Genomic DNA, 25700 nt, shown 5'->3' with positions numbered 1-25700 from the left:
GATCGTCATGATCATGTGCGTGGCTCAGGATCGGCCTCCTCTTCCAGCACCTTGCGCTTGCAATCGAGATACGCGCGTCGCCGCGCGTGTACCGCGTTTTTTACACGGCTCTTTGGTGGTATCAGGCCGCATTCCTCCTGCACCTTGGCCGCCTGCTCACTTGAAAGGGCCCCCATCACGTTGTCGAGACTCTCGCAGCCGGCCAGGGCTGCGAGAGAAACGGACATGACCGCGAAGCGAAGTTCACGATGGATGAACATGCTCGGCCTCCAACAAGGAATGGTGCGCGTCGGGCTTTGGTGCGAACCAGCGGTGAAGGGCGGGTAGCACCAGCAAAGTTAGCACGGTCGAGGAGACCAGCCCGCCCATGACCACCGTGGCCAGTGGCCGCTGCACTTCAGCACCGACACCACTTGCGAAGAGCAGCGGCGCAAGGCCGAGCGCCGTCGTAAGGGCGGTCATCAGCACAGGACGTGCCCGCAAGCCTGCCGCCTCGACGGCAAGTTCATCGCGACCACGGCCCTCCCTGGCAAAATCATCCATGAAACTGACCAGCACCATGCCATTGCCGAGCGCGATACCGAACAGGGCAATAAAGCCGACCGTCGCAGGCACCGAGATCGGCAGGCCTGCAATCCAGAGCGCCATCGCCCCGCCGGTCAGCGCCAGCGGAATGTTGAGCAGGATCAGGATGGCCGATTTCATGCGCCCGAACGTCAATAGCAGGATCAGGAATACGATACCGAGCGTGATCGGGATCACGACCGCGAACCGCGCATTCGCTTCCTGCTGGAGTTCGAACTGTCCGCCCCATTCGACGCGATAACCAGCCGGCAGGTCGAGCTGGCTGGCGACCGATTGCTGCGCATCAGCGACATAGCTGCCAATATCGCGTCCTCTCACATTGAGCTGAACGGTGATGAATCGCTCACCATTCTCGCGCGTGATCTGACGTGGACCGACAATCTCCCTGATGTTTGCCACGCTTTCGAGTGGAACCCGTGCGCCGCTGGACGATTCCAGAATAATCCGTCCGATGGCCGCGGGCGTGTTGCGGTCCTCTTCGGCATAGCGCACGATGACAGGGAACTGACGTACCCCCTCGAAAACGGCACCAGCCTCTGCCCCGCCGACGCCGGAACGCAAGGCATCGAGCGCCTCCTCCACGCTCAGTCCATACCGGCCGAGCGCAGGACGGTTGAGCGAGACCACAAGCTGCGGCGCGCCGGTGATCTGATCGGCCTGGACGTCGGTCGCCCCTGGAACCTCCTGAAGAATGGACTGCAAGTCCTGCGAGCCTTCGAGCAGGACCGCCGTATCCGGACCGAAGATCTTGACCGCCAGTTGCGCCTTTGTGCCGGTCAGGAGCTCATCAACCGACATGGCGATTGGCTGGCCAACATTGACCCTGACGCCTGGAAAGCCGCCGAGATTCTCGGAGATCGACGCCCGGAGTTCATCCGGGCTGATGCCAGTGCGCCATTCGCTTCGGGGTTTGAGCGCCACGAAGGCCTCGATACTGTTGACCGGGTCGGCATGCGCGCCGACTTCCCCACGACCGATCCGGCTGACAATGGAACTGATCTCGGGGAAGGCTTCAAGCAGTCTTGCCTCGATGCGGGTCGACGTTTCCTTTGCTTCGGTTAGCGAGATGGACGGCGCCATCGTCACACGCAACAGGACATCGCCTTCCTCCAGCGCAGGCGTGAACTCCGAGCCAAGGCGTGTCGCTGAGAGGCCCCCAACCAGAAGCAGGACGCCTGCTAGCCCGACCGCCGCGAGACGTCGCCGGACGAAGAAGGCCGCAAGCGGCTTGATCAGCGAAACAAGCCGGCTGTCGCTCTCCTGGCTATTGCTCTTGGGCGGACGCATGAGGCCGAGCGCCATCGCCGGAGCGATGAGCGCGGCATAGATCAGCGACCCTGTCATGGCGAGCGCGGCAGAAGCGGCGAGCGGCCGAAACGTCTTGCCTTCAGTGCCCTGTAGCGAAAAGAGCGGCAGGAAGACAATGATCACCACGAGGACGGCAGCAATCAGCGGCGCGATCACTTCGGCGCTCGCTCGCGCGACCGTCGTGCGGCTATCTTCACCCTCGCGTCGTTCGCGCAAGCCGCGATCCACGTTCTCGGCGATGACGATGGCGCCGTCGACCATCATCCCGATGGCGATCGCCACCCCGCCCAGCGTCATCAGATTGGCCCCGATGCCGAGGAATTTCATCGCGATGAAGGCAAAGCCGACCGAGAAGGGTATGGCCATGACAACCACGAGGCTTGGACGCCAGCCGCCGAGGAACAGGAAGACGATGACCGCGACCAGGAGCGCGCCCTGCCAGAGGGCGGTCGTCACGGTCGCGGCTGCCTTATTCACCAGCGCGCCCTGATCATAATACGGAACGGCTTTGACACCGTCGGGAAGCGACAGGTTGATCTCGTCGAAGCGCGCTTGCGCGTTCTCGATCACCTCAGACGTGTTTGTGCCATAAAGTTTCAGGACGAGACCGGCGACGGTCTCCCCTTCGCCATTGGCAGTTGCGAGCCCCTGCCGGACGCCGCCACCTATCGCGACTTCACCGAGGTCGCTGACGCGGACGGTTCGTCCATCCACGGTCTTGACCGGCGTTTCACGCAGATCATCGAGGGAGCGAGCGAGCCCGACCCCGCGCACTGTGTACTGTTCGGCGCCAATTTCGATGAATTGCGCGCCGGCCGTCCGATTGGCGCTCTCCAGGGCGGCAATCACCTCGCCGACGCTGAGGTCATAGGATGTCAGCTGATCGGGATCGAGGCGGACCTGGTACTGCTTCTCGAACCCCCCTAGTGACAGAACCTCCGTCACCCCTTCAACCGACTGAAGCGGATACTTGATCATCCAGTCGGCAATCTCGCGCAGCTCAACCAGCGACCGCTCGCCGGTCTCATCGACGAGCCGGTAGTACATGATGATACCAAGGCCGGTCGAAATCGGCCCCATCTTGGGTGTGCCGAAACCGTCGGGAATGGCGTCGGCGGCCTCGCCGAGGCGCTCGCCGACGACCTGGCGGGCAAAATAGACGTCCGTGCCGTCCTCGAAATAGATATTGATGACAGACAGGCCAAAATTGGATGTCGAGCGGATCTCGTCGACCTTGGGCAGGCCGGACATGGCCGTCTCGATCGGATAGGTGACATAGCGTTCGACCTCTTCGGGCGACAGGCCTTCAGTTTCGGTGAAGACTTGGACCAGAGAAGGTGAGGGATCGGGAAAAGCGTCGACAGGCAGGCTGCGAAAGGCAAACAGCCCCCCGATCGACAGGGCGAGTGCGGCAATGGCGGCAAGCAGCCGGCCACCCGCAAGGCGGTGCATCAAATTGATCATTTTGCGGGTCTCCTAGTGTGCGTGGCCGTCGCCGAAAGCGTCTTTTTCAAGCTGCGCTTTCAGGGTGAAGGCGCCTTCGGCAACGAATGCTTCGTCGGCCTCGAGCCCGGAAATGATCTCGGTATAGCCCCTCGCGCTGTCCCCTGTGCGGACCTCGCGCGGTTCGAACCCGTCATCGGTCGGGACGAAGACCGAAATCCTGTCCTCGACGCTGACGATCGCATCGGAGGGAACGCGCACGACGGGGCGCCCCTCTCCCGTGTCGATCCGCGCCGTTACGAACTGACCGGGCTTCAGCCTGTGTTCGGCATTGTCGACAATGACCCGCGCGGTCGCAGTGCGGGATGCCTCATTGATGACAGGCAGGACATTTGAAATTGTCCCCTCGGCCAGGACGCGGCCACCCTCCTGCTGGAATGTCACGGTCTGGCCTTCGCTGACCTTGCCGAGATCTTCCTTGTAGACGGCGATGTCGGCCCAGACGACGCTATCATCGATGATGACAAAGATGGGCGCGCCGCCAGCCGATACGGTTTCTCCAAGAGAAACGCTCCGCTGAATCACCTCTCCGGCAAGGGGAGCCGTCACATAGGCTTGTGCAAGTGACCCATCCGCAGCTTCATTAAGCTTGTCCAGTGTGCCATGACCAATGCCGATCGCATGAAGCCTGTTTTCAGCAGCTTCCCGGCCGGCATTGGCTGCGGCGAATGCCGCACGCGCCGATTGCAGATCGGCCTCGGCGGTGATTTTCTGCTCCCAGAGGTTTTCCTCACGCTCAAGCTCGGCTTGCGCGAGGCGCTCGGCGCTCAGGGCATTCAGATAATCGGCCTTTAGGCCGGCGAGTTCACGACTGGTCAGCCGGGCAAGCGTGGCGCCGGCTTTCACGATATCGCCTTCGCCTGCATAGAGCTGAGCAACGGTGCCCTCGACCTGTGGCGAGACCCTTGCGACACGGTCCGCATCGAAACGGATCTCGGCCGGCAGTTCCAGCTGGCCCGAAACCGCTCCGGTTTGGGCTCGCCCGGTCCGGATACCGGCAGCTTCCGCCTCCTCGGCGGTCAGCTCGACATGATCGCCGCCTTCACCTTCGTGTTCGGTATGACCGCCTCCTTCTTCATGTCCCTCATGATCGTCGCCATCGGCCTCATCATGGCTTTCATGCTCCTCATCACTACCGTCTTCGTGGTCGTCATGGCCATCTTCGGCTTGTGGGGGCGTCCGGTTTGCACCAGACGAATCGGAGGCGTCACTGCCGCAAGCACTAAGATACAAAAGCGCTGGCGAAAGCAGCGCCGCATAGAATAAATTCAGTTTCATTGGATCTCTCCTTCGAACGGCGCGGCGCCAATCAGCGCACGCAACCGCAGCGTGTATGTCTGGAGCGCCAGCCGGGCATCGATTACGGCGGCGCGGGTTTCAATCAGACTGCGCCGCGCATCGAGCGTGGCTGTGAGGTCGAACTTGCCAACCCGGTAGCCCTCTGCCGCAGCTGTATAGGCTTCTTCTGCGAGCGGCAGCGCTTCGCCCTCGAGACGCTGCAAGCGAGACTTCGCAGCCCGCACCTGCGCGGCGAGGCTCGCTTGCTCGGCCCGCAACCTTGCCTCAACAGTCTGTGCTGATAGCTCGGCACTCTGGGTACGTAATCCCGCCGCCCGCGTTGCGTCCTGATTGCGGTCAAAGACCGGCAAAGGAACACTGACACCCGCCAGAAACGCGCTATCGCCCGTGTCCTCAAATCTTCGGACACCAGCCGATACGGTTATATCAGGCCATGCGCCGGCGCGGGCCCGGTCCGTCGCCGCGCTACGAGCCGTCGCTCCGGCCTTAGCCGCCGCAAGTGACGGATGAACGCCAGAATCTGGTTGAGCCGACCCACCCGCCGGATCTGTTACGATTTCCGCAGTGCCAGACAAGACAAAGTCGATCTCTGGACTACCCCAAACGGACGCAAGCGCTAGCCCTTTGGCTTCGACCTGGCCCCGCGCACCATCCGCAACCGCCTGAAGCGCTGCTGCTTCAGCCCGCGCGCGCAGCAACTCAGGCGGAGCCGACGCTCCAGCGTCCACGCGGCGCTGGACGACGCCAGAGAACTCGGATGCGAGATCGGCTGAGGCCTGAGCGACCTCGGCCATGTCGTAAGCGGCACGAAGTTCCAGATAGAGTTCCCCTGCGAGTTTCTGAGCTTCCAGGCTTCGTACAGAACATTCGGCACTCGCCAATGCGGCTTCAGCTCTGGCGGCCCGCTCGGAAAGTCTTCGTTTATCGCCAAGCTGTAAGGTCTGCGCCACTACCAGGGTCGTCTCGTAGGCATTGAAGCCTTCAAGCGATCCGCTGCCGGCAAAGTTCTCGGTTTCGACAGACAGAGATGGATTAAGCCAACGGCTCGCCTGATCGGCGTCGGCCGATGAAGCTTTCGCCTCGAGAGCCGCCGTCAGAACTTCAGGCGAAGCATTGGCGGCGCGAGCAATAGCCGCGTCGAGCGTCAGTGGTCGGGATTGATCATAGTCAGTCGCGCCGACATAGACAGAACTACACCCTTGCGCATAGGCCGTACCGGCCATGACCGGCAGGGCGAGCGCGGTGATCGCGCTGCATATAAGAATTTTCATTTTTGCTGGTTTCCTCGTCCAGATTCAACGACAGCGAGGCCGTAGCCACGCAAAATATTCCTGTGTCGTTGGTCTAGGCGCGAGGAGGACGGTAAAGACCGTCTGGGCGGAGGTTCTCGAGAAAAGAACCGCCAGGCAACAAATGTTTTGTCTGCACGACAGACTTCGGAGCGCCGCTTAGATCGCCGCCGCCTATCAGATGGAAATGACAGCTTCCGCACTGATGCGCGGTATGGTCATGACCTTCATGCGATGGCTCCTTATCAGGGGCATCTTGGGCCAGCTCACTCGTAGAACATTCCTCTGCGGCCTGATTGCCCGGATGCATGATATCCGCCGCAGCCGTCATCGGCGCAATAACAAAAGCTATCGCCATCACCATGACGAGCAACCTTCGTAAACACGTTATGACTTGGAACGAAAACATGATTGCTGGGCTAGCTACTTTCTTTTACGATCGGGTAAACAGGCTCACTCTCTTTTTAGCACCTCCAGTCACTGGAGGGTCAAGCGCCTCTTGACGGAAGCCCTGCAAGCACCTCGGCGCCATCATGCTGTTCGTGCAAGCAATTCTCGTGCTGGCCAAGGGCAGCGAGTACAGAGCAGGATCCGATCTTGCCGCCTTCGCAAGCGCGGATCATGCGCTTGAGCTCGGCCTCGAGCGCCTCCAATTGGGTCAGCCTGCGGCGAACCTCGTCAAGCTGGCGACGTGCAATCTGGTCAACCAGGACGCACTCCCTGCCTGGCTCTACCTGCAGCGAAATCAGTTCCCTTACCGCTGAGACGGGAAACCCCAGATCCCTTGCATGACGTATAAAACGGAGACGCTCTACAGAGTCCCCTGCGTACAACCGCTGTCCGCTTGCGCTGCGTTGCGGCTCGTCGAGCAGGCCAATGGATTCATAATAGCGGATTGTCGTGACTTTTACGGCCGTCGCCCCTGACAGTTTTCCGATCGTCATCAAGGCCATGATAGCGCCCCTTGCCCCTCTAGTTACTGTAGACTGCAGGAAATAACCCTGACGGCTGAAAACACAAGCGCAGGAGGCAACATGAGTGGCGATACGACAATCCAGATACTCGGCATTGCCACAGGTGGCGCAGTTGCTGTGATTCCTATTTGGTCTGCAGCCTTCCCCGCGCAGAGAATTTGGCTCCCGCAGCGTTATTCGCGTTTTGTGGCACCAATCATCTGGATGGGTACGATCACGAGTTTCGGAGCGGCGCTGTCGATTGGGGCTTCAGGTAGGGGAACCGCTCCCGTACCCTGCTGGGCGATATTCGGCCTCGGGTTTGCCCCTCTCATCATCGCGAATATGGTGGTTTGGCGCGCAGATTTCCGGTTCGGTTTCGACGAGACACCAAGAGCCAAGGGCACACTTGCCACCTCAGGGCCCTACCGCTACTCCAGCTATCCTCAATACGCTCGCAATACCAAGCTTTCTAACGGAGACGCTTCGATAAAATTCTTACGGTGCATCTCCCCTCACAGACAACGGTTGGTAAAATCATAGGATGGGTAGCGAAGACTTGAAAATCGAGACGTCAGACGAGCGCCGAACTCTTCAAATCGTACTATGGCTAAACATACTCATAGCCATTGGCTTTTTTGTCACAGGCTGGTTCGGCGACTCCAATGCCCTCCTGGCGAACGGGCTGGATAATTCCTCGGACGCGATTGTGTATGGCTTGAGCCTGCTTGCACTTACACGTTCGCAGATCTGGAAACGCAACGCCGCTCGACTGTCAGGTGGAATGCTTCTTGTATTTGCCGTCGGCGTCGCCGGCGACGCAATCCGTCGATACTTTGAAGGATCTGAACCCCTCGGTCTCATCATGCTGGCAATGGCCGCGATTGCAGGTGTTGTAAATCTGATCTGTCTCTGGCTTTTGAAAAAAATAGAAAAGAAGGATGTAAACCTGCGAGCCGCTACAACATTTAGTTTCAATGACTTCATCTCGAATGGGGGGATCATTCTCGCGGGCGTAATCGTACTGTGGACTGGGTCCAACTGGCCAGATCTGCTTGTCGGATTGGGAGTCGCGGCGATTGCGGTATATGGTGGAATCGATATTCTGCGCGATGCGCATGCTGATAAGCATCAGTCAGGATGATGCCCCAAACCCGGAATGAAACAAGTGCGTAAAATTCTCAAAATGGTGCGCGCGCAGCGTCACTGGGCCTCGCATGATGGGTTCCCAAGCGTTACCGTAACAAATATTTACTCGATCAACTTTCTATTCCGGCATTGAATTTGCTTTCCCTGTTGAGTTGAATCTCTCTTGGGAAACGAGGACAAATGTCCCGGCTGGCAGATCATATAAGTGCTTATGACTACACATGGTTGTTGTCAGACAGCAGATGGGCCTGGGAGTTCCTGCGCCGAAACCGCCGGTTTCTTGAGGACTCGTCGCTTCCTTCCGCGAGTGAGCTTAGTTTCGCTCCCGCCTGCCATCAGATCACCCTCGTGCGCCCTAGAGCCTCTCAGGCGCTTGCTGAGCGATGGGGGCTCGCCTTCTTCCCGGATCCAGAGGAAAGCGGCCTTGAAGCCGACGCGTTCTGGTCGGGAGGTCTCTATCCGAGGCGGGTTCACATGCAAGTTTCTCCGAGTGGTCCTAATGAATCCTGTGAATTCTATGATCGCACTGTTGGCATCTGCAGGATAACGCACTTCACCGACCTCGCCGGCCGCGAACAATTTCTTCTCAAGGGAAATGGCTGCGTCATTCAGGTATTCTGCACGGGCATGTCACTTCTGGCCCGCGAACCTGTCAAGCTCAGCTTCATCATCGACAGTCTCGACGAATTCCAGGCCAAGCTGAAAACGCTCCAGCGCGCCCAGCGTGTCTATGACCCGCAAGCAGAGGCGGATATCCCGGAATGGACTCGCCATTCCTTGGCCCTTCGCAATGCACTGGTCGCACTCGATTGTCATGATGCCAAACTCTCATATTTTGAGACGGCGGGGTTCATATATGGCGAAGAACGGGCCCGCGAAGCCTGGGACAGCCCAAGCCGAGCGATGAAAGACGAGATGAGACGTGCCCTTGCCCGCGGCCGGGACCTGCGGGACGGCGGTTATGCAACGCTTCTCGGACCCGTCGAAAACGCGCTTCTTTTAGCCTGAAGTAGAATTTTGGCACCTCTTTTGCAGCACCCGCTTGTGAAGGAGGCACCTGATGAGTCCCGCCGACACACCCTCGGTCCGTATTGATCTGGATGACTACGCCTATACTTGCCGACTCTCCAGAAGTCGCTGGGCTTGGGAATTTCTTCGGCGAAATAGCGAATTCAGGCAAGCCGCCCTGCGGGCTGGCGACTCACAGATATCTGAAAAGCCAGCCTGTCATGGCATCCGGCTGCTCCGGCCGCTATGCGACCAGATCGACGCTGAGAAATTCGGCTTGGTTTTCTTTCCCGACATAGACGCGAATGGCTATGAGGCCGACGTCTTCTGGATCCCTGCCCTCTATGCTCGCGCCCTGACCATGCAGGTCGTACCGCGTCATCCGAGCGAGCGCGACGATATTTTCGATCAGACGATCAATGTGTGTGAAGTCACTCACCTCACAGATCGCGTCGGCCGGGAATACCTGATGATCCGTGGGCACGGCCACAGCATCCAGGTCGCTTGTTCTGGTCTGTCACTACTCAGCGTCGAACCCGTCCGCATGAAACTGATCATCGATAATGTGTCGAGCATGGACGAAACACTTAAAGTCATCGGCAAGGCTCAGCGTATTCTTGGCAAGGACGATTCGAGTTTCAACGACACCTGGACACGCTCATCGCTTGCGTTTCGCAATGCGCTCATTGCGCTCGATGCGTATGAGACCGGTCTAACTTATTTTGAAACCGCTGCCATCATCTATGGCGAGGATCGCGCCACCGAAGCCTGGCAGAGCCCCAGCCGGGCCATGAAAGACGAAATGCGCCGCGCCCTCGTGCGAGGACGTGAACTCCGGGATGGCGGATACAGGGACCTCCTGACTGCACAGACCTGAGCAGATCCAATTTGGCATCAGACCTTGATCCGGCGATCACCCCTCGCTGACGCGAGGGGGCTGTTTCGCGGGCGGCACGCCGCCAGCGGCCCGGCTCGTCTCCGGACCTCTGGCCTGCCCTTCCGGGCAGCCCAGCGGCATGCGGGTGTCTCGCCGGTGATCGCGCCAGCCTGCGCTTCCCACTGCAATGCAGAGGGGTCACAGGCTGCGTGGCCTTTGAAAGCGGACCTATGACGTTTTCGATGATCGTCTGACGGTGAAAGCTGAAGCGCATTGCAGCCTGGTCCGCATCGGTCTTCCTGGCGTCCATGACAATCTCCCTCTCAGACGGAGGTGGGCGAACGACCGGTCTGCCCGGACCCGCCGCTTGCGCAAGGCGCCGGGACTGAAGGTGTCTGGAAGCGGTCGCAGCGTCCTACCTTTCCGCCTTGCCCAACCGGCTAATGGGTCCGGCCTGCCGGCCTTCTCGCCGCCCACCCCCGCCTGATGCGGGAGGGACATTTGGGCGGGGAGACGAGACTGACGCCATGACCACACCGCAACCTTCAGCCCCCCTTGCGGCAGACGCTGCACCCACACCTGAAATCCGCCCCCGTATCTATGTGGCCTGTCTTGCCGCCTACAATAATGGCTGCCTGCACGGGCGCTGGATCGAGGCGACGACGCCAGATGAGGTTATGTCCGAGGTTCGCGCCATGCTGGCGGACTCGCCGCTGCCCGATGCCGAAGAATGGGCAATCCATGACTATGAAGGCTTCGAAGGCGCGCACCTGTCGGAATATGAGAGCTTCGAGACGGTCTGCAATCTGGCCGACTTCATTGCCGAACATGGCAGGCTCGGCGCGCTGGTCCATCGCCATTTTGGCGACGACCTTGAGCAGGCCGAAGCGTCCTTCGACGATTATGCAGGCACCTATGCGAGCCGGGCAGACTTCGCCGAGGACCTGCACCGCGACACCGGCACCGAAATTCCCGCAGCCCTCGAATACTATATCGACTGGTCGGCGCTCGCCCGCGACATGGAGCTGGGTGGCGACATCATGGTGTTCGAGACAGGGTTCGAAGACGTTCACGTCTTCTGGACGCGATGAGCGCCATGGCGAGATTTCAGGCAAGACCGCGCGAAGATGGCCTTGGCCCCTATCGCTGGGCGCATGTCGTGAAGACCCCGCAAGGGTTCGCGCAGGGCACGATCTATCACCAGTCCGGTGACGGGTTCGACGAGGCAGAGGCGCGCGAGCTGCGCGCACTCTGCGACCGGATGGGATTCGAGCTTCGGAGGGCGTCATGAGCTTTACCGAGCACTTCGATGCCTACGCCTGCGAAGGCGATGCGATCAGCTGCGAGGCAAAGGGCTTCATTGTCACGGCCCGGATTGTTGCCGATGACTGCCTCGATGCGCCGGACCAGCGGCAGGATGGGTTCTGGCCGTCGCTCTACAAGGATGCGCCCGGCTTCATCGGGCCGGGCAACAGCTTCCGCCAGCGCTTCGCCGAGGCGCAGGCCAAGGCGGAAGCCGTCATGGAAGCATGGCGCAAGAGCGAGTGGTTCTATTGCGGGATCGTGCTTTCGGTCGAGCGCGACGGCATTGAACTGGACCGTCATGCCGCCAGCCTCTGGGGCGTCGAATGCAACTATCCCGGCACGGATAACAGCTATCTCACCACGTTTGCGAGCGAGCTGCTGCCGGAGGCGCTGGACGCAGGGCGTGCCGCAGCCTCGCGGCTTGCGGCGACCGTGACAGGCTGGGCCGCGACATGAGCGCGGCCCGCACCCTCACTGAATTGCTCGGCCCACGGCCCCGTATGACGCTTGTCGTTGCCGAGGCCCAGGTCGCCGAAATCTGGGTCGAGGGCCGCGCGCCGCTGATCACGATCCGCGATTATGACTGGGGCGAGACCGACCCCCAACCAAGCCGGGACGCGGACGGCTTTCCCTTCACCAAGATCAACTGGAGAGGCCCCGCGTGGGCGCTGGGTCTCTCGCTTTACCCGCCAGAAAAGGAGACCTCCATGGCACAGCCCGACCTCAAACACATCCCGCTCGACGAGCTTCGGATTTCCAAACTCAATATGCGGCATGGGCGCAAGAAGCCGGACGTATCCGACATTCTGCCGTCCATCCGGGAGAGCGGATTGCGTCAGACTTTGCTCGTTCGCCGCGAAGGCAAATATTATGGCGTCATCGCCGGACGCCGCCGTTTTTTTGCGCTCAAAGAAATCGCGAAGGAGACAGGCGAGGTGCCGTTCGTTCCATGCGCGATCATGACTGAAAAGGATGCGGCCTCCGCGATTGCGGCATCTGTCATCGAAAATGTCGGACGCCTGCCTGCGACAGAAATGGAGCAATATGAGGCGTTCAAGCGCCTCAACGATGAAGGCAAGGCGCTGGAGGATATCGCCAGCTTCTTCGGAGTGACTGAGCTTCTGGTGCGCCGTGTGCTCGCGCTTGCTTCGCTCGACGAACCGATACGGAAACTCTACGCCGAAGACGAACTGGACCGCGAAACGATCCGCGCGCTTACGCTTGCGACGCCAGAACAGCAGGCCGAATGGTTCCGCCTCTTCCAGAGCGAAACCGAACGCGCCCCGATGGGGCGGTCGTGCAAGGCTTGGATCACGGGCGGAACGACGATCACGACCGACAAGGCCTTGTTCGATCTTGATGCCTATGAGGGACAGGTCACTGCCGACCTCTTTGGCGAGCATGGCGTCTTTGCGGATGCGGATCAGTTCTGGAAGGCACAATCCGCCGCGATTGCCGAGCGGGTCGAGGCCCACAGGGCCGACGGCTGGAGCGATGTTATCTGCCTTGAGCGCGGGGCCTACTTCCACCGATGGGAGTATGTCCAGTGCGCCAAGGAAGACGGCGGCAAGGTCTTCATCGAAATCCGCCATGACGGGACGGTCCAGTTCCACGAGGGACAAGTAACCTCGGCCGAGGCCCGCAAGCGGCAACAGGGTTCGAAGGGTGAAGGCGATGCCGTTCCGGCAGCCGTTCGGCCAGAAATGTCCGGCCCGCTCGCGGAATACATCCTGCTTCATCGCCACGCGGCTGCTCAGGCGAGTTTGGCCACATCCCCCGCGATTGCCCTCCGCTTGATGGTGGCGCATGCCATGGCGGGGAGCGCGCTTTGGGACGTGCGTCCTCACGAGCTTCGCGCCCGGAAAGATGAGACGCAGGCGAGTGTGGAAGGTGGGGCATCTGTGGCGGCGGTCGCTCAAGCGACGGCGCAGACCGACGCTCTGTTCAAGGCGCTCAACGTCAGTCCAGCGCTTCGCCGGAACGGCGATGACTACCGCTTGTGCGAGCTTTTCTCTGCGCTGCTCGCCATGTCGGATGAGGAAGTCCTGACGGTTCTGGCAAGTGTCATGGCCCGCACGCTCGAGGCCGGGAATAGCATTGTCGAAGCCGTCTTGCATGTCTGCGGCACCGACCTTTCGGCGGCTTGGAAACCGGACGAGACCTTCTTCGATCTCACCAAGGACAAGCGCGCTATCAATGCGATGATCGCGGATATTGCCACCGCATCGCTCGCGGATTCCTGCCGGACCGAGACGGGCAAGGCGCAGAAGCAGGTGCTGGCCAACCGGATTGCGGGTGAGGGGTGTGAGGCCAATCCTGACTGGCGGCCGGGCTGGATGCAGGTGCCACCGACACGCCTTGTCGAAGGGGCCGGGTCACCACCCGCCGATGCGTGGACACGGGTCGCAGGACTGTTCGAAGCGGAGGCAGAAGCCACGCCCGATGAGACGCGTGAGACGCAACAGGACGCTGCCTGAGCATTCGTCTCCTGTTCAGCAGCATATGGAGCCGTCCGGTGTCTACCACCGGGCGGCTCCGCGCATTCTCGGGCGTGCGGTTGGCGGCTGTAAGGCCTGGGCGATTGTAAAATGCCTTCAGAAAAATCGCGCGTCTTGAGGTCTCGAATGACATTATCGGGACGTTTTCGGGGAGTTCTGATTTCTTTTCCGGGAGGCATGCCTCGGCCCCCTTGCTCCCGTCTTTGCCTTTATGACCTGGGCGCGCTGACCCGGCCCTGAAACCGGACAGACGAAGAATTTTCCCCGGCGCTGTCGCGCCTTCCTCGCGCAACAAAATTCCCCGCCCGTCCGGTGCTCCGCTTCGCTACGCCCGCATGCGGTTCAGGCCCAGCTCAGCCCGTCCGGGCGGTCCGGCGTCGACGGGGACAAGGGGTCCCCGGAGACTTAGCCAAGGAAAGAAAAGGAGACCCCCATGGCAAACGCACTCGGATATGTCAGCGAGACCAAGTCCGGCTTTGAAGGCACCCTCGCAATGATGAACCTCTCAGCTGCAATCCGCATAGAGAAGAATGCGGAAAAGACCGAAGACGGTCATCCGGACTACCGCATCTATGCCGGTGAAACCTCGACCGAAATCGGCGGCGGCTGGATGCGCAAGTCGAAGGCATCGGGACGCGATTATGTCTCGCTGACGCTGGCAGACCCGCAGATCGGACCGCGCCGGATCTTTGCGAACCTTGCCCCGGTCAAGGGCAAGAAAGGCCGGCACGTCATCCTCTGGAACGCGCGCGACTAGGGTAGATCACAGCCTTGCCAAGCCGCTCCGGAGACATCTCCGGAGCGGTCTTCTTTCATGCCGAAAGGGTCTGAGACGAAGGTGCTGATACGCCTATCAGCGCTGCATTCTAACGTGAGGTTTCTTTGGGAACTCAAGGGTGTCGCGAGCGTGTGGTGCAAGTTCGACACTCTTAATCTGAGGATGAGTTGGCAGTCTGTCAGGGCTTCGAGTTGCGTAGAGGAAAGGAGAAGCAACGCTATGACAGAGACAAATAGAAGTGGAGAGGAGCTTCGACCCAAATCAAACCTCCCAACCCCGACCGAATGGATGAACACGGATGAAACCGCTGACCATCTCGGCCTCAAACCGAAGACCCTGGTCAATATGCGTTCGCTGGGAACAGGCCCGGTTTATCACAAGATCGGCGCCAAGGTCTGGTATCGCGGCAAGGACATCATCGCTTACACTAATGGACGTAGGTTCATGGGGACAGGCCTTCGCGATGAGTCGTAGAACCGCGTTGTTAGGCATGGGATGCGGGCTAAGCCTCATGGTCTCCGCCAGCATTATCAACCGGTCCGACTTCATCTGGAACCGGACGGAAAGCGTGCCCAAGGGCCTTTACTTTGTTGACCGGTCGGCGCGAATTTCGACAGGCGATCTGGTAGCGTTTGCGCCCTCGGATGAGGTTCGACATTGGCTGAACGATGAGGGAATTGTTGGCTCTGACTGGCCCTTGTTGAAGCATGTTGCGGGCCTATCCGGTGACGAGATTTGCAGATGCGATACGCAGGTCTCCATCAACGGGATCACATCTGTTGATGCGCTCAAAGTAACCGAGTCCGGCAGCGCCCTTCCCGTCTGGCAGGGCTGTCAGACCCTCAAAGCCGGCGAAGTTTTCCTGCTCAACTCTCATCCCCTGTCAGTCGATGGACGATACTTCGGCGTTCAGGACGGCGCGCGCATCATTGGCGTCGCCAGGTCCATATGGACTTATGGCAACCGGTCGGCTGAGGATCAGGCGACCGTCAAAGCGATAGATAGCGGGACGGGAATGGCTTCTGTGTCCCGGAGGGCAAGATTAAGGGAGTGTCACCCGGCGACACTTAACCCATTGTCTGCACATCCTTTTTTGTGTGACCCGGCGCCGGAAGACGGGTGCACGGATTTGCAATCCGCAGCGCGCTTAGAGCCGTGAGCAACGATTTCGACTTCGTTCCGCGACTCGGGAAGATCAGGTCGCAGGGCAAGGCAAAGACCCAGCTGAAGCGGTTGAAACGCGTGGTCGCGAAGGGGCGGCTTGGATCGCGTGGCCGCAATTCTCTGGCACCGGGAGCGGTGCGTCATGCAGGACGAGGCAAGGTGCAGGCCGCCCTTGCCCGGCACTGGTCCAACCAGCGGGCCAAGCGTGTCATTGTGAAAGTCCATATTGCGCGGGCAGGCCCGACCGGCGCGGCGAGTTTTACAAAGCACGTCGCCTACATCCGCCGCGAAGGTGCCGGGCGCGAGGGCGAGCGCGGAAAGCTCTATGACCGGAGCGTCGATGAGGCCGATGCTAAATCGTTTAACGAACGCGCTTCTGAAGACAGGCGGCAGTTCAGACTGATCGTCTCTCCGGAGGATGCCGAGCGGATGAAGGATCTGACGCGGTTCACGCGGGAGTTCATGAGCCAGGTCGAGAAGGATCTCGGCCGCCGGCTCGACTGGGTGGCTGCCAACCATCACGACACAGCGCAGCCGCATGTTCATATCGTGATCCGCGGCGGCAATACCCGGAATGGCGAGCTGCTGATTGACCGCAAATACATCACGCACGGATTTCGGGCGCGGGCGCAGGAGCTCGTATCGCTCGAGCTTGGCCAGCGGCGGCTGCGGGAAATGGCTGCGGCGAGGTCGAACGATGCCGAACGTGAGGCGCTTACGGCGATCGATCATGACATTGCGCGGTCGCTGACCGATGGTCGTTACACACCAGAGAGTGAACGCGGCGGATTATCGAGGTTCGATGGTGCGGTCGTTAAGCGGCGTCTGCGGTTTCTTCGGACGCTCGACCTTGCGGCACGACACGAGAATGGCAGCTGGGCTATGCAAGACGGTTGGCAGGATACGCTGCGGGCCCTCGGCAGGCGCGGAGACATGGTTCGGTCGCTTGCCAATCTTGAGGGCCGGAAAATCGATGCGTCGCGTGTCCATGCCCTGCCCCGTGATTTGAGCTCCGCTGGCGAAATCCTGGGACGGCTGGCCGCCACCTTGCCGGGTGACGAATTGCGGAATGGAACGACGGCACTGATCGAAGGCCTCGATGGTCGGGTTTGGTCAGTCGAGATGACCGAACAGGAAGCGGTTCAGCTGCCGAAGCCGGGCGGGATTGTTTCAGTCGGACGGAAGACGGTCGAACCAAAGCCTGCAGATCGCACAATTGCGGCAATCGCAAAGCAGAATGGTGGGGAGTATTCTGAGGAACTGCACCAGGCCGCAGACCCGACGAGTTCGTCGGCGTTTCGGCTTGCTCACAAGCGTCGGCTGGAGGCGTTGCGGCGCCTCAGTATTGTTGAGCGAAGGAGTGATGGCAGCTGGAGCATTCCTGCGGACTTAAGGAGGCGCGCGCTGGATGCTGATGCGAGACAGCGGAGCTTTTCCATCAACGTCCGGTCGTGGTTGCAGGTCGAAGCCCTGGTTGAACGCGAAGCCGAGACCTGGTTGGACGGGATCGACAGTCAGGATATCGAAGCGTGGCGCGGGGATTTTGCACGGGAGGTGAGGTCTGCTGTTCAGGCACGATCTGCCTGGCTAGGCCGGGAAGGCCATGAATTTGGACCCGATGGGCGGCTTTCGGGTGACGCTATCGTTCGACTTCGCAGAGTGGAAATGGAGAAGATGATCGCGGCTGAGGAAACGCGTCAGGGTAAGGCATTTGTGCCGCTTGGTTCTCAGCGAGGCTTTCAGGGGGTCTACACTCGGAATGTCGACTTGGCTCAGGGACGATTTGCGGTCGTTGAAGGCACTGATGGATTTGCGCTAGCGGCATGGTCTAAGCGAAATGCGTTGTGGCGTGGCAAGGAATTGGTTTTGGAGCGGTCTGGAAGCTCGGTTCAGTGGCGGCTGGCGAAAGGACGTACAATCATTCTCTGAGTTTCTTCGTGCACAACATTTTGAGCCTGACCGAACCGGAGATGGGTACAAAGAAACAAGCTCCAGCAATTCGCGAACAACAAACCTCACGAACCAACCAATTAAGTGCATTGACGCCTGATCCGTTGGATTATCGAAGGTGATTGCAATAGTCGAGACGGACAACTATCAGCACGACTGAGAGGAGTTGCCACGGACGATTAGCATAGAAGGCAGCTAATTGAAAAAGCTATCCATCACCTCGAGCACAAACCGTGATAGCACGGTCAGAGAAACGTTGAACTCTCAGTAAAAGATCCGACGATAGCAAATGCGCTTCATTGCCGATGGACCAGACATACCCGATGATCTGCTTTGGGCGCAGGACGAAGGCCGAGTTGTTTTCTTCTGTGGAGCGGGAGTGTCCAGAGCACGCGCAGACCTGCCCGACTTCAAACGCCTTACAACCGACGTTCTGCACAGGTTGGGGGCAAAGCATGACAGTCCAGCTAGACGCCTATACGAGGTCGGTCAGTCCGTCGAAGATCAGCATAAACTATCTGGTGTCGTTACATCAGATAGGGTTTTTGGCCTGCTGGAGCGAGAGTTCACACGAACTCAGATTGAAGCCGCAGTCGCAGAAGCGCTATCGAGCGTCGGCGAAGTTGACCTCGGTGCTCATCGAACCTTGCTCAAACTGAGCACCCTGCTAACCGGACAGATTCGTATTGTAACGACGAACTTTGATCGGTTGTTTGAGACGGCCGGGAAGAACCTGATCACATCGACTCGGTCAAATCTTCCTCACATAGCTTTCAATGAGGCGGACTGGGGGATCGTACATCTTCATGGTGTCGTTGACAAAGACTATCGCGGAGCAACACAGGATGGGTTCGTCCTTTCAAGTGCTTCATTTGGCGATGCCTATCTCGCGGCGGGTTGGGCACGGGAGTTCGTTAAAAATGTACTTGATAGGCATGTCGCCGTGTTTGTCGGCTATTCTGCTGACGACCCCCCGATCCGTTACTTGCTGGAAGGACTAAGGCAATCCGATGCCTCACAAGGACGGGCTTATGCATTTCAGGACGCGAGTGATCCTAAAGCAATCGCCGAGTGGGACGAGAAAGGCGTTGATCCCATCCTCTACGACACACACAGCGGATGCGGGCATCGTACTCTATGGGACAGTCTTGAAGTTTGGGCAAAGCGCTCAGTCAACCCATCGAAGTGGCGATCCAAAACACTAAAATCTGCGGCACGAGGACCACGAAGATTGACCCCTGCGGAGCGAGGCGCAGTTGCCCATATCGTTCGTTCGACGGCGGGAGCAAAAGCATTCGCTCAGTATAGCCCGCCGCTCCCATCTGAGTGGCTCTGCGTGTTCGACCCCGTTATTCGATATGGGGAGCCTGCACCAGAAGACGGCTCCTATGATAAAACGAAAAACATAAACCCTTTCGACCTTTACAAGCTGGATAGCGATCACCCGCCACGAAAAGAAGAACAAGGTGGGATGCGGGTAGGCCGTATTCCGCCGGAAACATGGGATGCATTCTCCCCTACGCCCAAGGATCTCCGCAGTATATCGCATGACAATGTAACTCACCTGCGTGGATACTATGCGGATGAAGTGCCACGCCTCCCGCCACGCATAGACTACTTAGCTGATTGGATAGGTCGGGTTGCATATGAACCTGCATGCGCTTGGTGGGCGGGCCAGCAGGGCAATATCCATCGTCGTGTAATGGATGGCGTCGATTTCTCACTGTTTCGCAAACAGGAGGAGGGAACCAGTCAGGCGGTTCTCGACGCCTGGCGCGCGATAAGGGAATTTCATTCTTTAAAAGCCGACAAGGATAAGGCCTATGCGCTCACGCTACACACGGGAAATACAGGATGGTACGAATCGCTTGCACGGGAATATGCGGACATATTCAGTCCATGCCTAAAACTAACAAATTACCGCCGTCGCCCCGTTCCGCCCAAACTATCCAAAAAACTTAAGACCTCCGACCTTGTGCAAGTTGAGGTGGACTATTCAGAAGGGATTCGTCAGGTCGCAGTTCCGGATGAGTATCTTCCAGCGCTACTGCCCAAGTTGAAATCTTCACTGGAGTTTGCCTGGGACCTTGAAAGTCGCCGCTCATCGTGGGTGGACATTTGCTCTATCGAGCCTGACGAGCCGAACGAAGATGAGGGAGATTCCAGCTTTCATCGAAGCTACAAGCTCTCCGGGCACGTGATCCTCTTTACGGACCTCTTCAAACGTATGGCGGCTATCTCACCCGCGCAGGCGCTCGCCTTGCTCAGAAGTTGGCCGACTGGTGGAAGAATGTGGGAACGCTTGCGCGTTTGGGCATTCGGGAATTTGGATATTGCACCTGCAGACGAATTTGCTGACGTTATGTTGGCGTTGAGCCGTGATGCATTCTGGCCGTTCAAAGGTGAGCGAGATTTGCTTCTCGGACTGTCAAGGCGCTGGAACGAGATTAGCATCGAGAAGCGAACGCAAATCGAAAAGCGTATTCGTGCAGGTCGCGCGAAGACCAAGCGCGGGACAAGAGATGATCAGAAAGCCTACGTCGCTCATTCTGTTCTGCGACGACTGATATGGCTCAACACCCAAGGGTGCTCGTTCACATTTGACCTCGACAAAGAACTCGAACTTCTAAGAAAGGATGCCCCCGACTGGAGTGACACATATGCGCAAAGCGCCGCAAGTGCTCACGACGGAGGTGGTGGAATGGTCCGCATCGATACGGATTTTGGTATTTTAAAAGGCGTCGAAAGCGCAGATATCATTCCAATGCTTCTGGATATGAATCGAAGGCCTGTGGGTAAGTTGGTCGAGTACCAACCTTTTAGCGGCTTAAGCGCTGCTGAACCCCGGAGAGCACTGGATGCGCTGTGTGCACGTCTTTCAAGCGGCCATTTTGAAGAGGAGTTTTGGGACAAGTTCCTTCGGGTGGAAAATCGGAAAGGTGACACAACTGCCTTTCGCAAAGAGATTATTGCCGCTCTATGCAAGCTCTCAGATGAACAGTTTTCAAGCCTGTCTCACTCCGCTTCATTCTGGTTTGAATCAGTGGCTCCCGCTCTCCTGAGCGATGCCCCAGAGAGCTACCAGAAACTTTGGGCGCTATTTGTTGAAACTCTGAAGCAGTGCAACACTGCTGGACAGAGTGCAATAGTCGACACAGAACGTAAGCGTGACTGGGTGAGTGCGGCGATAAATTCTTCCCCCGGAAGGCTGGCCGAAATGCTGGTGAGCGCTATAGGCGATAAGGAGTTTGAAAAAGGCGAAAAACTTCCTGCATCCTGGAAACGAAGCGCCGAACAACTTCTTGCCCTGCCTCAAGACACAAGAGCATTTTGCATTTGTGTGTTCTGCCTGCGCATTCGTTGGTTCAACTATGTTGACCCATCATGGACGCAAGACAGCCTCCTTTCCGTCCTGCAAGATGGCTATGATGACTGCCGCGATGTTGAAGCATTCTGGGCTGGCGTGTTCAGTAGCGGCTCCATTCCACAAATACCTCTCTACACTACGCTCCGCCCCCACCTTGAAGCTGTTGTGCGAACACAGGAGGACGATGAGAATAGGAATTCCGAATTCCTGGCTGTTTTCTTTTTGTCGGGGTGGAAAACAACAATCGACGGAAAACGTGTGGTTTCCAACGAAGAACTACGTTCTCTGATCATCGAGGGGAGTGATCGGTTCCAGAGCAACATTCTATGGAGAATAGACCGTTTCTCACGTAAACAAGAAGAATGGTCGGAGGATTTGGTCGAATTCCTTCGCAACGTGTGGCCGAAGCAAAAATCATTGCGCACCAGTAAGATGTCAGCACGCCTTGTAGAGTTGGCTCTAGCTCAGAAAGACAAATTTCCGGAAATTGCAGAGATTGTAGCAACCCTGGTCACAAAAGTCGGCGATGATCGGCTTTTCATCCCCGAACTCCGTAAAAGCGATGAAACGATTGCCGGACAACACCCAACCGCCATGTTGACCCTGTTGTATGCGGTCCTTCCCGATGACAAGTCACGATGGCCTTATGGGGCTGAAACTGCTTTGTCAGTTCTTGCAGAAGCCGATCCCTCGTTGCGATCCGATTCTCGCCTTATCGAACTTAGTCAACGATTGTAGACGCTCTGAGATAGGCAAACGTGGCCAGGCCGCTCTTCTGCATCCGAGAGAAACAACAAGAAGACAGCGCAGGTTCATTATTGGCGCAGATACCACACTATGTTGTCTTCCGGCGGCACTTTTGACGGTGCAATCAAGGTCGGATCACGTTCGTTGTAGAGACGAGCGAACTCGGCATCGGAAACCTCTCGATCCTCGGTGTCTTTAAAGTCGAAGAAGCCGATGCCCTGAGGCTGGAAGTTGATCGAAAACATCGGGCTGACAAGCGGGCATTGGGGAAGATAATACTTCACCAGGAAGGGGTCGGCTTCACTGTCCTTCTTAATGAAACGGTTTCCTTTCGTGCCAGGCAGCATCCATCTGGCCGCCCCGTCAAATCCAAACTGTACGCGGATTATCGACGCCAAATGCTGCAAAGCGCTGAGGGCGTCTTCACGCAACGTTCGATACGTCTCAGGAGAAAAGTGAACAGAACGGTGCCGAAGTCGTTTTAAGGCGCGGAAATCGGCGGTAACGCAATCGGCTTGAAAGATATCCCAAGCCTCAAGAGTGCTGATCGCAACGTCCCAATTATCGAACGAGTTTTTCCTAGCAACCTTTCGGTATTGCTCTGTGCCACTGAACTCGTCCCTCAGGTCCAATATCATATGATTGAGCATACGCTCTCCCAAAGCACAGGCGGCCAGAAGCGCGGGATAGTAGTACCCATGATAAAACGCGTACCGTGCCTGATGGTACAATGGGTTGTGATACGAAACGATGGAAAATGGTGCTGATCCGCAGTCTCTAAAATTCTTCAACTTCATATCGAAGTTGTGGTCACCAAGTTCCTTGCGAAGGCTCGCCTCAAGACTCTCCCTATTTGTGCGCCATTGCGCCTTTATCTTCTCTTCCCATGAATCTTGAATTTCCGTGCGCAACAACTCGGCGCGCGTGTCAAAGTCAAACGGATAAACCAAATACCTCTTCATCTTCTTAGTTCTTAGCTGTTGTCCTGTCAGGCATATGCGACGCATCAACCCGGCGATGAATCAACGAGACCAATGACAACAAATCCGTCGCATCATCCTTGCTCATGTTCCAATTCTTGCGAGCTTCGTGCGCGGTGGGATTCCGAAACATCCCGAATGTTCCTTTGACGAGGTTGGCAAAACCCTTTTGCTCAGACCTTTCGCTTTCTTTTTTAAGCGGATTTATCGCGAGCATTGGCGGGTTACCGCATAGTGCCCGGTCAACGAGAACGCCTCCATCGTCTTGCAAGCCCGTTCTGGTACGAAGCTTGTCACCGATGCTTTTCGTCGCCTCTAGGACCGCGTGAAAGTAATTGTCCGCGAGAAGCTCTTCCTTGCAGAAAGCCAACACATCAGGATGAACACCGCGATCTTTCAGATCAGCGCGTAGATCATTTGCGCGCCGCCGGGCATCTGAGATAGTGCTTGCCGTTGTTGTTGGAACCAATTTACCCCGATCATCCACCAGCATCCCCGAGAACAGCAAAACGCCATTGAGGTTTCTGCGGAGGGTCTCAAACCGTTCCGGCGATTTCATGTATTTGACCGGCGCCATCGCTCTACGGATGAACTCAAGTACGTTAGTGCGATTTTGCTTGCGGTTCTGCACTTCAGCGAAAGCGTTATATATCCGCTTCCATTTGGTGCCCGGTCCAGGATCAACCATTCGGCACTCGACGATCAGCCGATCAATCTCGCTGTTCGTTAAGCCGTCTTCTGTATCCCCCAGAGCTTGCGCAATCGCCTCAAGTTGGGATTGGGGCAGTGTTCTGCTTTCGCTCTCTTTTGCTTGATCCATGGCCATACTTATACCCAGGCCAGAACAATTGAGGAACAACAAATTGCGTTGGACATTAAGCAATCGCTCTGAACCTAGCCAGTCCTTGCCCCGCGTCCCCGAGACCTCTGGTTCCCTGGAACTCCTCAAGCTCCATGTCGCTTGATGTAGCTTGGCGGGCAATTCTCCTACCGGTTCTCAATCGGACGGGCGGATCATGACCCCTACCAAATTCCTCTTTGGCCAATTTCTTCTGACGCTTTTCCTGATCACCTGTTCGGTGTGGATTGCGACGCAGTGGGTGGCTGGGGTTCTAGACCATCAACCTCGTTTGGGCGGAGCCTGGTTCGAAGTGGCGGGTCAGCCGGTCTACAAACCCTGGCGGCTGTTCCAGTGGTGGTATGCCTATGACGCTTATGCGCCGAATGTATTTGCGCGTGCGGGTTTGATTGCCTCGCTGGGGGGCATCGCCGGGATTGTGATGGCGATCATCGCGTCGCTCTGGCGGGCAAGACGCGAGAAGAACGCGACGACTTATGGCTCCGCGCGCTGGTCATCGGTTCGGGATGTCCGACTATCCGGCCTGCTTGGCTCGTCAGGTGTGGTGCTGGGACAGTTCAACGGACGCTATCTCCGGCACGCTGGCGCCGAGCACGTAATGGCCTTTGCGCCAACCCGGTCGGGCAAGGGTGTGGGCTTGGTGATCCCTACCCTTCTTTCCTGGACCGGCAATGCGATCATTCATGACATCAAGGGAGAGAACTGGGCGCTGACCTCAAAGTGGCGATCGAGCTTCTCTCGCTGTGTCCGTTTCGATCCGACGGATTTGTCGAGTTCGCGGTTCAATCCACTGCTGGAAGTGCGGCTCGGCGCGCACGAGGTTCGGGATGCGCAGAATGTGGCAGACATTCTGGTCGATCCGGATGGATCCCTCGAGCGGCGAAGTCATTGGGACAAGACGGCGCATTCACTGCTGGTTGGTGCAATCCTGCATGTTATCTACGCTGAAGATGATAAGTCGCTCGCGGGCGTGGCGACCCTGCTGTCCGATCCGGCCCGGCCGATCGATGACACGCTGGAGCGAATGCTTGAGGCGAACCATCTGGGAAGCCGTGACCGGCCATTGACGCATCCGGTTGTGGCGGAAGCAGCGCGAGAACTCCTGAATAAGTCTGAGAATGAAAAGTCGTCGGTCGTGTCGACGGCGATCTCGTTCCTGGGGCTTTACCGCGACCCGGTCGTGCAGCGGGCGACATCCGGCTCGGATTGGCGGATCGAGGACCTGTTCCGGGGAGAGATTCCAGCATCGCTCTACCTAGTCGTTCCGCCGTCTGATCTCTCACGGACCAAGCCGTTGATGCGGTTGATCCTCAACCAGATTGCGCGCCGGCTTTGTGAAGAGTTGCCACATGGGCAGGACCGTCGGCAGACCCTGTTGTTGCTGGATGAATTCCCGGCGCTCGGACGGCTGGACTTCTTCGAGAGTTCGCTGGCCTTCATGGCTGGGTATGGGATCCGCGCCTTCCTGATTGCTCAGTCTCTGAACCAGGTCGAGAAGGCATACGGGCAGAACAATTCGATCCTCGATAATTGCCATGTCCGGATCGCGTTCGCGACGAATGACGAGCGCACCGCCAAGCGTATTTCCGACATGCTCGGAACCACGACGGAGCAGCGAAACCAGAAGAATTATACTGGTCACCGGCTCGCGCCCTGGCTCAGTCATGTCATGGTCTCGCAGCAGGAAACACAGCGTCCGCTCCTGACACCCGGCGAAGTGATGCAGATGCCGACCGATGACGCGCTGATCTTTCTGGCGAGCCATCCACCGATCCGCGCGAAGAAACTCCGCTACTATGAAGACCGAAATTTCACCGAGCGGGTCGGTGCTCTGCCGAGTGTGGCTGCCAGTGCCAATACATCGTGGTTTGGCGGATATCATCAGTCTGGTCCGTCGCCCTCTAACGACGATGCAGGTGGGCTGGCGCGGTCCGTAGGCCCTGACATCGGCGATGAGGATGAGGCCACGCAGGATATTGCGGCGGAGGAAGAACGCGCACCGCAGCAGCGTGGTAGCATCCAAGACCAGATTGCGCGCTACTACCTGCATGCCCAGGAAAATGGCGGACGGGAGATCTAGG

General features: G+C 58.1%; 22 protein-coding genes. 13 read left to right on the top strand and 9 right to left on the bottom strand.

Annotated features, from left to right (window positions below; all coding sequences use genetic code 11):
- Window positions 1–11 precede the first annotated feature (11 nt).
- From HY29_RS15600 to HY29_RS19275, 7 genes are all read right to left on the bottom strand, one after another.
- Complete coding sequence (locus tag HY29_RS15600) at window positions 12–260, bottom strand: hypothetical protein (RefSeq protein WP_034798633.1); 249 nt, start codon at window positions 258–260, stop codon at window positions 12–14.
- Window positions 244–3357 (bottom strand): efflux RND transporter permease subunit, encoded by a 3114-nt coding sequence (locus HY29_RS15595; protein WP_034798630.1) that lies wholly within the window; start codon window positions 3355–3357, stop codon window positions 244–246. The genes HY29_RS15600 and HY29_RS15595 overlap by 17 nt, the downstream gene beginning before the upstream one ends.
- A gap of 12 nt (window positions 3358–3369) precedes the next feature.
- Window positions 3370–4674, bottom strand: coding sequence for an efflux RND transporter periplasmic adaptor subunit (locus tag HY29_RS15590; RefSeq protein ID WP_034798625.1), 1305 nt, complete (start codon window positions 4672–4674; stop codon window positions 3370–3372).
- Window positions 4671–5966 (bottom strand): TolC family protein, encoded by a 1296-nt coding sequence (locus tag HY29_RS15585; RefSeq protein WP_034798621.1) that lies wholly within the window; start codon window positions 5964–5966, stop codon window positions 4671–4673. Before HY29_RS15585 ends, HY29_RS15590 begins: the two co-directional genes overlap by 4 nt.
- A 73-nt stretch (window positions 5967–6039) precedes the next feature.
- Window positions 6040–6342, bottom strand: coding sequence for a hypothetical protein (locus HY29_RS19960; protein ID WP_370172165.1), 303 nt, complete (start codon window positions 6340–6342; stop codon window positions 6040–6042).
- A gap of 130 nt (window positions 6343–6472) precedes the next feature.
- A complete protein-coding gene (locus HY29_RS15575) occupies window positions 6473–6937 on the bottom strand; it encodes a MerR family transcriptional regulator (RefSeq protein WP_081811447.1) in 465 nt (154 codons plus the stop codon).
- A 194-nt stretch (window positions 6938–7131) separates the two neighbouring features.
- Window positions 7132–7344: a hypothetical protein gene (locus HY29_RS19275; RefSeq protein WP_155838382.1), complete on the bottom strand. Its 213-nt coding sequence runs from the start codon at window positions 7342–7344 to the stop codon at window positions 7132–7134.
- Between the two features lie 137 nt (window positions 7345–7481).
- Here HY29_RS19275 and HY29_RS15565 point away from each other — a divergent pair, with 137 nt between their 5' ends.
- The 12 genes from HY29_RS15565 to HY29_RS15510 all read left to right on the top strand — a co-directional run bounded on the left by HY29_RS15565 (window position 7482) and on the right by HY29_RS15510 (window position 21771).
- Window positions 7482–8081 (top strand): cation efflux transmembrane domain-containing protein, encoded by a 600-nt coding sequence (locus HY29_RS15565; RefSeq protein ID WP_013301506.1) that lies wholly within the window; start codon window positions 7482–7484, stop codon window positions 8079–8081.
- Between the two features lie 185 nt (window positions 8082–8266).
- Window positions 8267–9094 carry a DNA -binding domain-containing protein gene (locus HY29_RS19005; protein WP_081811446.1) on the top strand — a complete coding sequence of 276 codons (828 nt, stop codon included), beginning with the start codon at window positions 8267–8269 and terminating at the stop codon, window positions 9092–9094.
- A 52-nt stretch (window positions 9095–9146) separates the two neighbouring features.
- Window positions 9147–9971: a DNA -binding domain-containing protein gene (locus tag HY29_RS18650; protein WP_013301508.1), complete on the top strand. Its 825-nt coding sequence runs from the start codon at window positions 9147–9149 to the stop codon at window positions 9969–9971.
- Between the two features lie 527 nt (window positions 9972–10498).
- Entirely contained in the window at window positions 10499–11062 is a 564-nt protein-coding gene (locus HY29_RS15550; protein ID WP_051601621.1) for an antirestriction protein ArdA, read from the top strand.
- Between the two features lie 5 nt (window positions 11063–11067).
- Window positions 11068–11262 carry a hypothetical protein gene (locus HY29_RS15545; RefSeq protein WP_034798795.1) on the top strand — a complete coding sequence of 65 codons (195 nt, stop codon included), beginning with the start codon at window positions 11068–11070 and terminating at the stop codon, window positions 11260–11262.
- The gene (locus HY29_RS15540) at window positions 11259–11732 is read left to right on the top strand and encodes a hypothetical protein (RefSeq protein WP_034798604.1); all 474 of its coding nucleotides are present in this window, start codon (window positions 11259–11261) and stop codon (window positions 11730–11732) included. Before HY29_RS15545 ends, HY29_RS15540 begins: the two co-directional genes overlap by 4 nt.
- Window positions 11729–13753 (top strand): ParB/RepB/Spo0J family partition protein, encoded by a 2025-nt coding sequence (locus tag HY29_RS15535; protein WP_051601619.1) that lies wholly within the window; start codon window positions 11729–11731, stop codon window positions 13751–13753. The genes HY29_RS15540 and HY29_RS15535 overlap by 4 nt, the downstream gene beginning before the upstream one ends.
- 454 nt (window positions 13754–14207) lie before the next feature.
- Window positions 14208–14531, top strand: a complete 324-nt coding sequence (locus tag HY29_RS15530) for a DUF736 domain-containing protein (protein WP_034798601.1) — start codon at window positions 14208–14210, stop codon at window positions 14529–14531.
- A 240-nt stretch (window positions 14532–14771) separates the two neighbouring features.
- Complete coding sequence (locus tag HY29_RS19410) at window positions 14772–15026, top strand: helix-turn-helix transcriptional regulator (protein ID WP_013301514.1); 255 nt, start codon at window positions 14772–14774, stop codon at window positions 15024–15026.
- Window positions 15016–15711, top strand: a complete 696-nt coding sequence (locus HY29_RS15520; protein ID WP_051601615.1) for a S26 family signal peptidase — start codon at window positions 15016–15018, stop codon at window positions 15709–15711. The genes HY29_RS19410 and HY29_RS15520 overlap by 11 nt, the downstream gene beginning before the upstream one ends.
- Entirely contained in the window at window positions 15708–17645 is a 1938-nt protein-coding gene (locus tag HY29_RS15515; protein WP_034798600.1) for a DUF3363 domain-containing protein, read from the top strand. The genes HY29_RS15520 and HY29_RS15515 overlap by 4 nt, the downstream gene beginning before the upstream one ends.
- Before the next feature lie 310 nt (window positions 17646–17955).
- Complete coding sequence (locus HY29_RS15510) at window positions 17956–21771, top strand: SIR2 family protein (RefSeq protein WP_034798599.1); 3816 nt, start codon at window positions 17956–17958, stop codon at window positions 21769–21771.
- Between the two features lie 77 nt (window positions 21772–21848).
- Here the strand turns inward: HY29_RS15510 and HY29_RS15505 are convergent, their stop codons facing one another.
- Window positions 21849–22742 (bottom strand): hypothetical protein, encoded by an 894-nt coding sequence (locus tag HY29_RS15505; RefSeq protein WP_051601614.1) that lies wholly within the window; start codon window positions 22740–22742, stop codon window positions 21849–21851.
- Between the two features lie 4 nt (window positions 22743–22746).
- Window positions 22747–23586: a TIGR02391 family protein gene (locus HY29_RS15500; RefSeq protein ID WP_241765233.1), complete on the bottom strand. Its 840-nt coding sequence runs from the start codon at window positions 23584–23586 to the stop codon at window positions 22747–22749.
- A gap of 190 nt (window positions 23587–23776) precedes the next feature.
- On the opposite strand from HY29_RS15500, the gene traG reads away from it, so the two are divergent.
- Window positions 23777–25699, top strand: a complete 1923-nt coding sequence (traG, locus tag HY29_RS15495) for an IncP-type conjugal transfer protein TraG (protein ID WP_081811444.1) — start codon at window positions 23777–23779, stop codon at window positions 25697–25699.
- Window position 25700: the final 1 nt, after the last annotated feature.

Source organism: Hyphomonas beringensis (assembly GCF_000682755.1).
GTDB lineage: Bacteria > Pseudomonadota > Alphaproteobacteria > Caulobacterales > Hyphomonadaceae > Hyphomonas > Hyphomonas beringensis.
The sequence above is the reverse complement of the archived record's forward strand: the minus strand, read 5'-3'. Positions and strand labels throughout refer to the sequence as shown.

What these genes read in the sequence shown, in the direction of transcription:
- HY29_RS15520 (WP_051601615.1), top strand. Translation starts at nt 15,016, where the DNA reads ATGAGTCGTAGAACCGCGTTGTTAGGCATGGGATGCGGGCTAAGCCTC.
- HY29_RS15600 (WP_034798633.1), bottom strand. Translation starts at nt 260, where the DNA reads ATGTTCATCCATCGTGAACTTCGCTTCGCGGTCATGTCCGTTTCTCTC.
- HY29_RS15535 (WP_051601619.1), top strand. Translation starts at nt 11,729, where the DNA reads ATGAGCGCGGCCCGCACCCTCACTGAATTGCTCGGCCCACGGCCCCGT.
- HY29_RS15540 (WP_034798604.1), top strand. Translation starts at nt 11,259, where the DNA reads ATGAGCTTTACCGAGCACTTCGATGCCTACGCCTGCGAAGGCGATGCG.
- HY29_RS15565 (WP_013301506.1), top strand. Translation starts at nt 7,482, where the DNA reads ATGGGTAGCGAAGACTTGAAAATCGAGACGTCAGACGAGCGCCGAACT.
- HY29_RS19960 (WP_370172165.1), bottom strand. Translation starts at nt 6,342, where the DNA reads ATGGCGATAGCTTTTGTTATTGCGCCGATGACGGCTGCGGCGGATATC.
- HY29_RS19005 (WP_081811446.1), top strand. Translation starts at nt 8,267, where the DNA reads ATGTCCCGGCTGGCAGATCATATAAGTGCTTATGACTACACATGGTTG.
- HY29_RS15510 (WP_034798599.1), top strand. Translation starts at nt 17,956, where the DNA reads ATGCGCTTCATTGCCGATGGACCAGACATACCCGATGATCTGCTTTGG.
- HY29_RS15545 (WP_034798795.1), top strand. Translation starts at nt 11,068, where the DNA reads ATGGCGAGATTTCAGGCAAGACCGCGCGAAGATGGCCTTGGCCCCTAT.
- HY29_RS19410 (WP_013301514.1), top strand. Translation starts at nt 14,772, where the DNA reads ATGACAGAGACAAATAGAAGTGGAGAGGAGCTTCGACCCAAATCAAAC.
- HY29_RS15590 (WP_034798625.1), bottom strand. Translation starts at nt 4,674, where the DNA reads ATGAAACTGAATTTATTCTATGCGGCGCTGCTTTCGCCAGCGCTTTTG.
- HY29_RS15585 (WP_034798621.1), bottom strand. Translation starts at nt 5,966, where the DNA reads ATGAAAATTCTTATATGCAGCGCGATCACCGCGCTCGCCCTGCCGGTC.
- HY29_RS15500 (WP_241765233.1), bottom strand. Translation starts at nt 23,586, where the DNA reads ATGGCCATGGATCAAGCAAAAGAGAGCGAAAGCAGAACACTGCCCCAA.
- HY29_RS15595 (WP_034798630.1), bottom strand. Translation starts at nt 3,357, where the DNA reads ATGATCAATTTGATGCACCGCCTTGCGGGTGGCCGGCTGCTTGCCGCC.
- HY29_RS15505 (WP_051601614.1), bottom strand. Translation starts at nt 22,742, where the DNA reads ATGAAGAGGTATTTGGTTTATCCGTTTGACTTTGACACGCGCGCCGAG.
- HY29_RS18650 (WP_013301508.1), top strand. Translation starts at nt 9,147, where the DNA reads ATGAGTCCCGCCGACACACCCTCGGTCCGTATTGATCTGGATGACTAC.
- HY29_RS15530 (WP_034798601.1), top strand. Translation starts at nt 14,208, where the DNA reads ATGGCAAACGCACTCGGATATGTCAGCGAGACCAAGTCCGGCTTTGAA.
- traG (WP_081811444.1), top strand. Translation starts at nt 23,777, where the DNA reads ATGACCCCTACCAAATTCCTCTTTGGCCAATTTCTTCTGACGCTTTTC.
- HY29_RS15575 (WP_081811447.1), bottom strand. Translation starts at nt 6,937, where the DNA reads ATGGCCTTGATGACGATCGGAAAACTGTCAGGGGCGACGGCCGTAAAA.
- HY29_RS15550 (WP_051601621.1), top strand. Translation starts at nt 10,499, where the DNA reads ATGACCACACCGCAACCTTCAGCCCCCCTTGCGGCAGACGCTGCACCC.